This is a genomic window from Anaerotalea alkaliphila (assembly GCF_010179735.1).
Lineage (GTDB): Bacteria > Bacillota > Clostridia > Lachnospirales > Vallitaleaceae > Anaerotalea > Anaerotalea alkaliphila.
Window position 1 is genome coordinate 15,418 of the sequence record NZ_JAAEEH010000035.1, and the last position, 12,503, is coordinate 27,920.

The 12,503-nt window shown below is 49.2% G+C and carries 13 protein-coding genes and 1 pseudogene; all 14 read right to left on the reverse strand.

The features are described from left to right. Nucleotide 1: 1 nt before the first annotated feature. Nucleotides 2-940, reverse strand: a complete 939-nt coding sequence (locus tag GXN74_RS11385; RefSeq protein WP_162371066.1) for a CobW family GTP-binding protein — start codon at nucleotides 938-940, stop codon at nucleotides 2-4. A 44-nt stretch (nucleotides 941-984) separates the two neighbouring features. Beyond that, the gene (locus GXN74_RS11390; protein WP_162371067.1) at nucleotides 985-1,620 is read right to left on the reverse strand and encodes a cobalamin B12-binding domain-containing protein; all 636 of its coding nucleotides are present in this window, start codon (nucleotides 1,618-1,620) and stop codon (nucleotides 985-987) included. A gap of 18 nt (nucleotides 1,621-1,638) precedes the next feature. Further along, entirely contained in the window at nucleotides 1,639-3,018 is a 1,380-nt protein-coding gene (locus tag GXN74_RS11395; RefSeq protein WP_162371068.1) for a methyltransferase MtaB domain-containing protein, read from the reverse strand. A gap of 209 nt (nucleotides 3,019-3,227) precedes the next feature. Beyond that, nucleotides 3,228-3,866 carry a precorrin-8X methylmutase gene (locus GXN74_RS11400; RefSeq protein WP_162371069.1) on the reverse strand — a complete coding sequence of 213 codons (639 nt, stop codon included), beginning with the start codon at nucleotides 3,864-3,866 and terminating at the stop codon, nucleotides 3,228-3,230. A 5-nt stretch (nucleotides 3,867-3,871) separates the two neighbouring features. Next, entirely contained in the window at nucleotides 3,872-4,399 is a 528-nt protein-coding gene (locus GXN74_RS11405) for a cob(I)yrinic acid a,c-diamide adenosyltransferase (RefSeq protein WP_162371070.1), read from the reverse strand. Nucleotides 4,400-4,402: 3 nt separating this feature from the next. Then, the gene (locus tag GXN74_RS11410) at nucleotides 4,403-5,908 is read right to left on the reverse strand and encodes a cobyric acid synthase (protein ID WP_162371071.1); all 1,506 of its coding nucleotides are present in this window, start codon (nucleotides 5,906-5,908) and stop codon (nucleotides 4,403-4,405) included. Nucleotides 5,909-5,997: 89 nt separating this feature from the next. Next, a complete protein-coding gene (locus GXN74_RS11415; RefSeq protein ID WP_162371072.1) occupies nucleotides 5,998-7,047 on the reverse strand; it encodes a pyridoxal phosphate-dependent aminotransferase in 1,050 nt (349 codons plus the stop codon). A gap of 1 nt (nucleotide 7,048) precedes the next feature. Further along, complete coding sequence (gene cbiB, locus GXN74_RS11420; protein WP_162371073.1) at nucleotides 7,049-8,011, reverse strand: adenosylcobinamide-phosphate synthase CbiB; 963 nt, start codon at nucleotides 8,009-8,011, stop codon at nucleotides 7,049-7,051. Nucleotides 8,012-8,015: 4 nt separating this feature from the next. After that, complete coding sequence (locus GXN74_RS11425; RefSeq protein ID WP_162371074.1) at nucleotides 8,016-8,588, reverse strand: histidine phosphatase family protein; 573 nt, start codon at nucleotides 8,586-8,588, stop codon at nucleotides 8,016-8,018. 3 nt (nucleotides 8,589-8,591) lie between these two features. Then, a complete protein-coding gene (locus tag GXN74_RS11430) occupies nucleotides 8,592-8,975 on the reverse strand; it encodes a bifunctional adenosylcobinamide kinase/adenosylcobinamide-phosphate guanylyltransferase (protein WP_162371075.1) in 384 nt (127 codons plus the stop codon). Next, nucleotides 8,972-9,742: an adenosylcobinamide-GDP ribazoletransferase gene (locus GXN74_RS11435; protein ID WP_162371076.1), complete on the reverse strand. Its 771-nt coding sequence runs from the start codon at nucleotides 9,740-9,742 to the stop codon at nucleotides 8,972-8,974. Before GXN74_RS11435 ends, GXN74_RS11430 begins: the two co-directional genes overlap by 4 nt. Continuing rightward, nucleotides 9,739-10,269, reverse strand: coding sequence for a bifunctional adenosylcobinamide kinase/adenosylcobinamide-phosphate guanylyltransferase (locus GXN74_RS11440; protein WP_162371077.1), 531 nt, complete (start codon nucleotides 10,267-10,269; stop codon nucleotides 9,739-9,741). Before GXN74_RS11440 ends, GXN74_RS11435 begins: the two co-directional genes overlap by 4 nt. Nucleotides 10,270-10,277: 8 nt before the next feature. Beyond that, nucleotides 10,278-11,339, reverse strand: a complete 1,062-nt coding sequence (cobT, locus tag GXN74_RS11445; RefSeq protein WP_162371078.1) for a nicotinate-nucleotide--dimethylbenzimidazole phosphoribosyltransferase — start codon at nucleotides 11,337-11,339, stop codon at nucleotides 10,278-10,280. Continuing rightward, a pseudogene (locus GXN74_RS11450) lies at nucleotides 11,336-12,370 on the reverse strand (cobyrinic acid a,c-diamide synthase CobB); the annotation flags it as partial. The pseudogene GXN74_RS11450 and the gene cobT, both read right to left, overlap by 4 nt. Between the last annotated feature and the right edge of the window lie 133 nt (nucleotides 12,371-12,503).

The window sequence follows — 12,503 nt, forward strand, 5'->3', positions numbered from 1 at the left end:
CCTATCCGTCAATTCCAGCAAGCCATTCCCGCCTGATATGTTTTCCGATGGCGACCACCTGATGCCTTTCAACGGCATCCTGCTTCGGAACACATGTGTATCGATTGTGCTGGTATTGGATTTCATGCGTCTTGCCCTGTATTCGTATATAGCCCTTCATACGTATTATATCACCAAACGCTCCCGAAGCAACACCCTCCATCCAGGTTTCAAATTCCTTTTCTCCCAAGCTCCCGTCCAAATCCAACGAGACCGTCACAAACGGATCATGGGAAGAATGGTCGTGGCTGTGCCCATGGCCACCGCTGCAGCCGCAGGCGCATGTGTTCGGGTCCGCTTTCCCACCTCGGGCAAAAAGCGCCCGGCACTGCCCCTCCTCCGCCAAAACAGCTGCACTGTCGTACACCGCCGCATGGCTGTTGTGCCTGTTGATGAAAGCTCTGGCATTCTGCAGCATGCCATCATCTGCAAGGTCGCACTTGCTCAGGAGAATCTGTCCGGCATGCCGGACGCCGTTCGATAAGAACCCTTCATAAGGCAGGAACCTTCCGTCAAACAACGTCACATCCAGGACCGATGTGATGCTGTTGATCCGGTAGTCTTCACGCAGACTGCTGTCCTGCAACATTTCCTTGAACGATTCCGTCACGAAGATTCCCGAAGGTTCTACGAGAATCCGGTCCGGCTTGACCGATTCCAGAATTTCCTTCAGGGTCGTGATAAAATCCGTCTTAAGGGAACAACACAGGCAACCTTTTGTGATTTCGTAAATCGGGATGCCCACCCCCTCCAGGAAGCGGGCATCCATATTCACCTGACCATATTCGTTTTCAATGAGTACAACTTTTTCCTCTGCAAAAACACCTTTCAGCAGAATGTTTTTCAGAAACGTGGTTTTTCCCGCTCCCAGGAATCCTGTTATGATGTCAATGGGTATCATGGGCCCCCCTCTTCCATATGGCCTTCATGTTGTGGACACGGGATTCAGGAAACGAACTTCACGGCGCGTTCTGCCGCGCTTGCGGCGTCCTGGGTATAGGCATCCGCACCGATTTCGTCCGCGAACTCCTGGGTTACAGGCGCACCGCCAACCATGATCTTGACCTTGTCCCTCAACTGTGCCGCGGTGATGGCATCGATGACTGCTTTCTGCTGCGGCATTGTGGTTGTGAGCAGTGCCGAAAGCAACAGGATATCCGGCTGGTTTTCTTCAAGGGCTTCGATGAATTTTGCTTCCGACACATCCACACCCAGATCGACGACTTCAAAGCCCGCACCGACCATCATCATCTTTACCAGGTTCTTCCCGATATCATGAAGGTCGCCCTTGACCGTACCGATGACAGCCTTCCCTTTCGGCTTGACACCCTGCTGCGCCAAGATCGGTTTGATCGCTTCCAGCGCCGCCGTTAGGGTTCTTGCGGCAATAAGCACTTCCGGAACAAAAACCTCATTCCGTTTCCATTTGGCGCCCAGTTCCTCCATGCCCTTGATCAATCCATCGTTCATGATGGATTCCACTTTGATGTTTGCATCCAAGGCTGCCTGCACATCTTCCAACACAGCCTTCTTGTTTCCTTTTTCAATACCGATGGCGATTTTATTAAGCAATTCCTGCATGGCTCTCATCTCCTGATTCTATAAATCATATTTTTTAGGTTCGAATTTAGCGGAAGTATTGCCTTCGATCATTTCCTGGGTGAACACATTGACGTCTGCCGGAATGGATTCGATTTCATTCTGTAGCATATCCAGCCAAGGAACTTCCCTTTCACTGATCAGGACCTCCTTGTTCTCATAGGCTTCCCTCAATACCCTGATTGCAGCCAGGCCTGCGAGCTTTGTGCGCTCGAAATGGTCTTTTCCCTTGAGGATCTCCGCACTCAGCTTCAGTACCACGTCCGGCCGGAGTACATAAGCCTGGGGATCGTAATAGCTGTCGGAATCCGTCAGCAGGTCGCGTAGCAACAGTACAGCGCTGTGCCCTTTTTTGGTAGCGGTGTTCATCAGGCGGCAGTCATAGGCCAGTTGTTCCATGTAGACCGTAGGAGCCATCCCTCCAAGCAGCTTGAGGTTTTGAACGGATTCGTTGCTCCACAAATCCGCAACGGCTGCGGCGATATTGCCGACCGGGCTCAGATGCGCGCAAGCGCTGGTCTTGCCTTCCATGGATATGGGCGTTCCAGTGATGGCCTTGATGTAGACGCCTTCATACCCGCAGTCCTTATGGGGACCGACCGCGCCTTCCTCGTATGCGACCAGGCTTCTGACGACAGCCAATACCCGGATAACTGCAGCAAACACTTTGGGAATGTATCCCCTGTCGGCAAGCACCATCGCTGTATTGGCAAAGCCGCAGGCGGTGTCACCAGCTGAGACAGTCCCTGTTTTTTCGGCAATCTCGGTAATCGAACCCCACAGGCGTTTCATGTCCATGCATCCCAGCACACCCAGGCCGAAGATTGATTGTTTGATGTTGCAGTACATGATGGCTTCGTCATGGACGTCCTTGCCGCCGATGGATTCAATGGAAAGGAAGTCTGCGCCCGCCTTGGCGCCCTCCTCGAAGATTCGCATGATCTTATCCCAGAATTCTCCATGCCACATGTGTTCCGAGTTCAGGTCCTCACGGATATCCACCGGTGTCAGTCTGAGCCCGCTCTTCAGCTGGTGCTTCTGCTCATACTCATACATGACTTCCCTTACGACTTTCGTGATTTCAATGCCCCACTCCGGACGGTAGGTCGCATCGGGCAGCAGTTCGACTTCTGCAACGAAGCCCGGCACAGAAAGCTCCACCGCCCGTTTGCAGGCCTCATCGATGATGCTTCTGTACTGTTCGATGACTTTTGGGAATGTGCTCTCGTTAAACAGCATGTTCGGGAGGGTGAAGTTCAGTTCCGGCAGAATGAGTCCTCCCCCAATTTCCAGCCCGTTTTTCAGCTTCACGGGATACAGGGATTTTCCGTAAACGAAGCTGTCCAGGTCGTACAATACTTTGTTGAATTCCTTGCCCATTTTCGTGCTCCTTTCCAAGATGAATGATATGTTTCTTACTGCTGACTCCATTATATATAAATCAGCAGTAAGGATATAGGAGAACAATGTTAAAAATTGTATAATCTTATTGACTCGGACACAGAAAATTGAAAAGGTTCCCGCCATTGGTCCTTCCGCGGCTTGGCCGCTGGAAACTCCAATATCGGAAACCCTTTTGTTTTGTTCAGTTACTTTCCGTCAATCCCATAGATCAGTGCATTGCAGATTGCCGCCGCCACATTGCTTCCGCCCTTCCTGCCTTTGGCCACGATATACGGGATCCCTGCCCCCATGATCAGTTCTTTTGACTGCACAACATTTACAAATCCTACCGGAACACCGATGATTAGCTCCGGCTTGATTCGTTTTTCCCGAATCAGCTCCTCCAGCTTGATGAGTGCGGTGGGCGCATTCCCAACGGCAATAATCAGCGGTTTGTCTATTGATACCGCCTTTTTCATGCATGCCGCCGCTCGCGTTGTACCGTTTTCTTTTGCGTCTGCCGCAACGTCTTCATCCGACATGAAACTGAAAACCTGTCCGCCGTATTGCGATAGTCTTATGGCATTAATCCCTACACTCGCCATCTTTGTGTCCGTCACGATGGACGCCCCGCCTAAAATCGCTTCCCTTGCATGTTTCACCGCATTTTCTGAAAAACACAAACTACTTACATATTCAAAATCAGCGGTAGTGTGGATCACCCTTTTAATCACATCCGCATTTTCATCCGCTAATTTGATGTTTCCCAACTCCTGCGTGATGATTTCGAAACTTCTTTTTTCAATTTGATCCGGAAGTATATTCTCAAAATCCAACTCGTTCATCCCCTTTATCTTTCTATGCCCGTTCTGGCAGGTATTCCTGCGTCATATGGATGCTTTACATTCTTGATTTCAGAGACATAATCGCCCAGCGCAATCAATTCTCTGCACGGATTTCGCCCGGTCAACACAACCTCAACCGATTCCGGCTTGTTTTTGATAAAATACAGCAGCCTTTCTTTGTCAACAAGCCCGCTGTTGTAGGCGCCGATTATTTCGTCTAGCACCAATACATCCACAAGCCCTTTTTCACAAAGCGCAATCGATTGGTTCAAAACGGCTGCATGTGATGCGTAGCATTTGCTCCTCTGTTCAGCATCCATGCCAAACGAAAAGGTACAGTTTTCATCCCCCCTGAGATGTGTGACTTGAGGAATTGCTGCTAGGATTTTCAGTTCTCCCGTCGGTGCGCTTTTTAGAAATTGTGCAAACACTACTTTCAAATCCCTGCCTGCCGCTCTTACCGCCAGGCCTATGGAGGCTGTTGTTTTGCCTTTTCCGTCACCGCAATAGATGTGTATTAGTCCTCTATCCATTGCCTACACTCCTTCCTCCAAAATTTTGTAGATCAAGTCCATATTCACAGATTTTCTTACAGTATCCGCCAACGCATCGTATTGCTTCTCTTTGTAATCCCCATACGTCTCATGGGTAAGATTGTCAACCGCAATGCCTTTTGCCTCCATCAGGCTCTTCACAACCGTGTTTGCTACTTCCGAAGCATCGAAAATACCGTGTACGTAACTGCCGTAGATATTGCCGATCTGACATCCGTCCGTGCTTTCGGCCTGTTCCACCGTATCCAAAATCGTTGCGACCGGCGCGCCTGCATGAATCGTGGTTTTACCCATGTGAATCTCGTACCCGGAAAACTCCATTCCGCTCAAACCGGACAGCGCACCGTGAATGGCATGAAACTTGCCGGTAATTTGGGTCCTTACCTTGTCCTTGTAAAATACCGTATCCGCCTCAATCAGATTTATTCCGTTCATTTTTCCGCCGCATTCCACACCATCCGGATCGTCCAGAACTGTCCCCAGCATCTGGTACCCTCCACAGATCCCAAACACCAAAGTCCCGGCTGCCGCATGCTTTTTGATCAATGCTTCAAGTCCGTTCTGCCTGAGCCATAACAGGTCGCTGATGGTGTTTTTCGTACCGGGCAGGATAATCATATCCGGCTGATCCAGTTCCTCTGAGTTGCAGACGTATCTTACCGACACCTCGGGGATTCTTTCAAACACATTGAAGTCCGTGAAGTTCGATATTTTCGGAAGGCGGATGACCGCAATGTCCACCAGTCCCGTTTTGTATTTACTCAACATCCGCTCCGACAAGCTGTCCTCATCATCGATATCAATGTTCATATACGGCACAACCCCAGCGACAGAAACGTTTGTGAGCTCTTCGATCATCCGGAGTCCGGGAGCCAAGATGTCCACGCTCCCCCGGAATTTGTTTATCACGGTGCCTTTCATCATTTTCCGTTCGTCCTCCGTCAGCAGCATGATGGTGCCGTACACAGAAGCGAATACGCCTCCCCTGTCGATATCGCCGATCAACAATACCGGTGCGTTTGCCATTTTCGCCATGCCCATATTCACAATGTCATCCGCCTTCAGGTTGATTTCAGCAGGACTGCCGGCGCCTTCAATTACGATTATGTCATAGTTTTCATCCAAATGATTGTATGCTTTCATAATGTCCGGTTTAAGCTTATGCTTGAATTGGAAATACTCCGACGCACTCATGTTTCCGAGCACCTCGCCGTTCACAATCACCTGGGAACCGCAGTCGCTTGTGGGTTTCAAGAGGATTGGGTTCATCACTACATCGGGTTCTATTCCCGCGGCCTCCGCCTGGACAACTTGCGCCCTTCCCATCTCAAGCCCCTCTTTGGTGATGTACGAATTCAGCGCCATATTCTGCGACTTGAATGGGGCGACCCGATACCCGTCTTGCTTGAAAATCCTGCATAATGCCGCGGTAAACAGACTTTTCCCCGCATTCGACGTCGTCCCCTGGATCATGATGCTTTTTGCCATTTTAGTTCCATAGCCCTTCTGCCCACAAACAGTATGGATATCTCCTGGCGCACTCGCTGTGGGCAGACAAGGCGCAAACGAAACAAGCGTCATTCCTCTTTTCGCAAACTGTTGATGAAGCAGTCATTATCATCCGGTTTTCTTACGGCAATCCTGTAATATCCTTTGGCAAGCCCTTGGTAGTTTTCGCAACTTCTGATCAGGATTTTTTTAGTCAACAAATATTCTTTTAGGTCAATGCCGTCATGCGTTTTGAAGAAAATGAAATTGGCTCTTGAGTCGAACACCGTAAATCCTTGGCCGGTCAAGGCGTTTTTCAGCCTTTCCCGCTCGCCCCGTATGAGGGAAAGCGACCTTTTCAAGTATTCGTCTTCCCCGGCTGCTGCAACGCCAGCACATTGGGCAAGATGGGATACCGCCCATGGTTGTCCAGCCGTATACAGCCGTTCCATAATGCTTTCATCGGACGAAATGCAATAGCCCAGCCGTATCCCCGCCATGGCATATAGTTTTGTGAACGCTTTCAGGATGACCACATTCTTGTTTTCAGAAATATCCTTTTTCAGCGAATGTCTTTCACTGTTTTCCAAAAAATCAGTAAAGCACTCATCGATAACGGCAAGTATGCCTTTCCGCCTGCACACCGACACGATTTCAATCAGCAACGGATGCTCGATGACATGCCCCGTGGGATTGTTGGGATTGCACAGAAACACCATGTCTATTTCATCTGTCAGATGATCCAGGAACCTTCGTGTAAGGGTAAATTCTTCCTCCTCTCGCATATAAAAATACTCGATACGGCATCCGCAGTTCTTCAGCGCACTTTCGTATTCCGTAAAGGATGGCACCGCAAGGAGCGCCCTCTTCGGTTTAACCGCGCTCACCAAACGATAAATCAAATCCGCCGCACCGTTTGAACAGAACAGATATTCCTGCGCTACCCCCTCCAGTCTTGCGATTGCGCCTTTCAATTCGCCGCAAAACGGATCGGGATAAATGTTGCAGTCATCCACCGCCCTTATGATCGCCTCCCTTACCCCTTGAGGAAGGCCAAACGGATTGATGTTTGCAGAAAAATCCAGAATCCCCTTCTCGTTGAGGGAAAATATGTCACCGCCATGGGTATACACCGCCATCTCACCACCCTAAAATTATCATTGATTTCATAAGTACCCCAATCATCAAAACAATTATGAACGTACAATACATCAGCTTGTTTGCCCGTTTCATATCCACCACCTCTACAGAGCGCGTGTCATCCCCGATGGTAGGCTTGTCAACCATCTTTCCAAAATAATAGTTCGGTCCTGCTATCTGAATCCCAAGGGCGCCCGCGCAAACCGCCTCGGTATGGGCCGAATTGGGACTGGCATGATTCCTTTTGTCTCTTGCATAGACTCTTGCGGCACCTTTCCAATCATAGCGGCATACGGCGCTTGCAGCAATCATTGCGTACGCGGACAGTCTGGCGGGGATGTAGTTTGCTAGATCATCAAGTTTTGCTGCAAATCTTCCAAAATTCACATAGGTATCATTCTTATATCCAACCATGGAATCCAGTGTGTTTACCGCCTTATATAGAAATCCTAAGGGGGCGCCGCCGATCAGCATATAGACCAGCGGAGCAATCACTCCGTCTGATGTGTTCTCTGCTATTGTTTCCACTGTGCTTTTTACGATGCCCGATTCATCCAATGAATCCGTATCCCTGCTCACCAGCCATGACAACTTTTGCCGTGCGGACGCGACATCTCCCTTTGCCAGCTCGTCATAGACTTTGTTGCTTTCTGTCTTGAGGGATTTCGCTGCGATAATTTGGAAGCACATGATCGTTTCCACAATGGTTTTAAGCAGGACGTTCACTTTCCCAATAAAATATAGAATAAAAAACGGTATGACGAACGCAGCCGTTACCGTAAGGACCGTCAGCACAACACCGCCCATATATTCTCTTTGCGGCGTTTTACAGCCCTTTCTAAGCACCTTCTCGAGCTTGTTGATCATCCATCCGATGAGCCGGATGGGATGCGGCAGCCATCTTGGGTCCCCAAACAGGAAATCCAAAATGCACCCTGCCGTTATGGCTATTATGATTTCCATATGGTCACCTGCAAATTTTTTCAATTTTTCTGTTTCTGATGGTAATCGTCAGCATACCGCCGTTTTCGATTTGCCAATCGTAAAAGTCCTTTCTTTCCGGGGCATATGCCTCCAGGATTGCCATGATGGTTCCCCCGTGTACAACGACGGCGGCACAGTCCACCTCATGGGTATGGATATGCTCAAGTATTTCATCAAAGGCAGCCGTACACCGCGTTCTAAATTGCCTGCCGCTCTCCCCCTGCGGGATTTCCCCTTTTCCGCCGCTGTCTATCCAGTTTTGATAGTCGCTCCGGTCTTTGAGTTCCTCGTAGGTTTTATTTTCAAAAATTCCGAAATCGCATTCCCGCAGGTCCTCCATCTGCACCCTAGGCGCATCCCCGTATAGAATGTCCGCTGTTTCAACACATCTTTTCAAAGGGCTTGTGAAAACCAATGCAACCCGCGGGTATTGGTCTGCCCTTTCTTTCAGCAAAGCAATTCCTTCCGCCGACAGGCTTTCATCGGTTCTTCCAATGTATCTTTTCGCAAGATTGCCCTTCGTTTTCGCATGACGTATGAGATGGATTTTTTTCATAGGCTACCCCTTTATTTTCGACGGTATTCCAGCATACACCCTATAGACCTCTCCCGACTCTTCCGCAAGAAAGCAGCAAACCCTGCCGGTCATTTCACGCCAATGGCGTTCCCCTTTGTCTATCGGCACGATTCCAAGACCGATTTCATCTGTAATTATCACTTTATGACGGATTTCATTGATATGCTTTTTGAAAAAGGCCAGGGGGTCGATCCCCCTATCGATCAACCGTTTCACAAACGAGTGTAGATTATAAATCATTTTCTTCTCAAACAGGTTTTCCGGGTCGCAAAATTCACCGTTGACCGTATCCGTTTCACCCAAGCCGGTGAGTTTTCCGGCAAACCTGCGTTTTCCCTGATGAAATCCTCCGATGATAAGAATCATGCCACCACCCCCGCAACTGCAGTCAATATAAGGATTGCCGTTTCGAACAGATTTAAAAAGCATCCCGCCAAATCGCCGGTAATACCTCCGAACTCCCTCTTTGTAAAAAAGTAGAACCAACTGAACATCATAATCGCAAACAGGAACAGAATGACACCGAATAGATGGTACATTACAATAATTGCGGCGAATAGGACAATCAGCATACAGACCAATACCGCCTTGACAATCGTCTTGTTCGCTCCGTTCGCAAAGGTCGCCGCCAATCCGCTGCTTTTCGCACACGGAAAGAGCAGGATGGACAATCCGGACATTGCGCGGGAGACCACAAAACCCAGCAGAAGCGCGCCTAGGTACCGGTGTGCCGCGAACACTTGCACGTACGCACCGAATTGAACCAACAATAGCAGACCGGTGTATATTACCGCAAACGCGCCGACATTCGGATCTTTCATGATGCGGAGCTTTTCCTCTTTCCCCTGACGGGAACTTAGCGCATCTGTAACGTCGCAAAAGCCGTCTATATGTATTCCACCGGTAACCGCAACATTTACAGACACGCACATAACACCGAAAAACACGGGGTGAAACCGATAGAAATCCCCAATGTAAAACAAGCCGAATAGCATCACGCTGATGATGGCGCCCACAAACGGAAAAAACACAAACGCATACCGCATGTTTTTTTCACTCCATTCGGCTCTTGGCATCGGTATCTTTGAATACATTGAAAATGCAACGACGATTGCGTTGGTTATGTTCTTCAAATCACATCCCCCTTCCGGAAAACAGGTATTCCGTATACCGATTCTATTACCGCATCTGCTTCTTCAGCGAGATTTATGTTTATTTCCGCAATCGCTTTTGAATAACTTACCGTAAAGCTGTCAAGGCCCGCCATGTCACCGAAGACGTCATTGGAAACGACAATCATATTCGAGACGCTCCGTTTGAGCTTTCGGATATAATCAATTATATCGTCTGTTGCGTTTTCGGACGTTTTCTTCCCGATGAACATCTCGTTGGCCAACAAGTTGGACATGCATTCCAAAAGCACCGTGCCATATAGGGAAACCTGTTCCCAATCCACTCGATCGCACAATGGACTTTCCAAGGTGTCAAAGTCTTTGCCTTTACGCATCTCCCTATGCCGCCACACCCGCAACTCGCTTTCATGATCCGGAATATCCATCGTGGCGATATACAATTTTGTACCACCGCACAGCTTCTGGCATATTCCTTCGGCAAGCTCGGACTTTCCGCTTGCAGCACCGCCTGCTATTAGAATAAACATACGGTCACCTACTGTAACGGAACATACTGTAAAATCTTCGCCTCATGGAACGAGCGCATCTTTTGATACACCTCCGAAGCCAGGTCAAAAATCGGGAAAGAGAGCACCGCTCCCGTACCTTCGCCCAGGCACATTTCGCAATCCAAATAATGGGGCAAATCCAGCTCTTGGATCAGCATTCTACCGGCAGGCTCCTTTGAAATATGCGATGCGAACATATACTCTTTCACCATAGGACACAACCGGACTGCGCACAAAGCGGCAACCGACGAAACGAATCCATCCACCACTGCCGCCGTCCCGGAGGCCGCACAGCCTATAAACACACCGCACAACCCCGCGATATCCAATCCGCCAACCTTCGACAGCACATCCAACGCATCCTCTTTGTCTGGCTTATGGAAACGAAGCGCATCGTCAATCACGTTGATTTTCTTCTTGAGTCCTTCTGATGAAAGCCCAGCCCCTCTACCTGTCACCTCTGCCGCCTCCTTGTCTAGAAACGCGGCCGTAATCGCACTGCTGGTTGTTGTATTGCCGATCCCCATCTCCCCTGTCGCAATGAGCTTATATCCCTTTTGCGCCAATCCGGATGCGAAACGAATTCCAGTTTCGATTGCCTGCATCGCCTCATCCCTCGTCATGGCTGGCATTATCGAAAAATTTTCAGTGCCCAGGCGGACCTTATGGTTAATCATTCCCCTGTCGTAAGAAATTTCACGGTTGATGCCGATATCGACAACATACAAATCCGCATTTTGCTTTTGGCTCATGATACTGATTGTAGCCATGCCGCTAACCATGTTCTGCGCCACGGTGGTGGTGATCTCACTGGAAACCTGCGTTACCCCTTCCATCACCACCCCGTTGTCGGCACACATGACAACCACGCATTTCTTGCCAAAATCCACGCCGTCCGTACGGTAGATGCCCGCCGCCTTTATGATCAGGCCTTCAAGCCTTCCCAAACTGTTCAACGGCTTTGCTATACCGTCCAGTCTGGCTTTGGCATGCATCATGGCGCTTTCATCCGGCGGTTTGATCCTCCGGATCGCTTCGTCCAAAGTCATTTGCCCACCCTCCTTTTCTGACACTGGTTCAAAAACCGTTCCGCATAGGTTGCATTGTATAGGAGATGGATATGTGGATACCCGGCAAACCTCCGTTCGTCCGCAAAAACACACGCCCATTCCCGTCCCGTACCCGGTTTTGAGGCAGTGCAATCACTTCCGTTGTTTGTGGTGTCGGAATAGTGGAATTCATGCGCATGTATGCTTTCTCCCTTTTTGCACAGCAGGTTGTCCTGATGGGCGGTTAACGTGATATAACCGAACCGGTTCAGCCTTTTCGTCATAAAGACTTCGCCTTCCACAACACCCACCATGGGAAAGGCCTTCTCCTCCTTGTCCTTTATGGTATCAAACAGATACATGTATCCGCCACATTCCGCCAGATACGGTGTGCCTTGCCGAATCCGTTCCTTCACCGACAAGAGCATCGACCTGTTTCCGGATAGTTGATCCAAATGAAGCTCCGGATATCCTCCCCCCAAGATGAATCCATCGCAATCCGGAATCGTTTCGTCATCCAACGGGCTGAACTGTATTATGTTCGCACCCATGTCAACAAGGAGTTCCATCGCATCCTTGTAATAAAAGCAGAACGCCTTGTCAGAGGCTACCGCGATGGTCACATCAAATTTCTTTTCCACCCGCAACTCTTGATGGTCCAGAATCGGAGCTGTGTTCGCAATTTCAAACAATTTATCAAAATCAATGGTGCGGGAAGCTGCATCCGCCAGTTTTTGAATCTTTGCCGAAAGGTCATTTGTCTCCTGCGCGGTAATCAGTCCCAAATGTCTGCTTTCAAAACTGCACTCCGGCATGGGCGGCATATATCCAAGAACAATGATGGCTGTTTCCCTTTCCAGGATTTCTTTGTAGAACCGAAACATTTTTTCGTTCGTGTTGTTCAGTATCACCGCCCTGATGTTGCTGTCGTTTTTGAACTCCGCCAGCCCAAGGACGATTGTCGCGATGGTGCACGCAATGCCTTGGCAGTTCAAGACCAGAACAACCGGTGTTTTCGTACTGGCTGAAAGATGATACCTGGATTCCCGGAACTCGTAACTATGATATGACTATGAATTCGCTCCAAACCATTGATTTTACTGGCGTTCAAGCCACTCCGCTATTGATTTGTTGCTAGTTATGTGTTATCATATACATAACTAG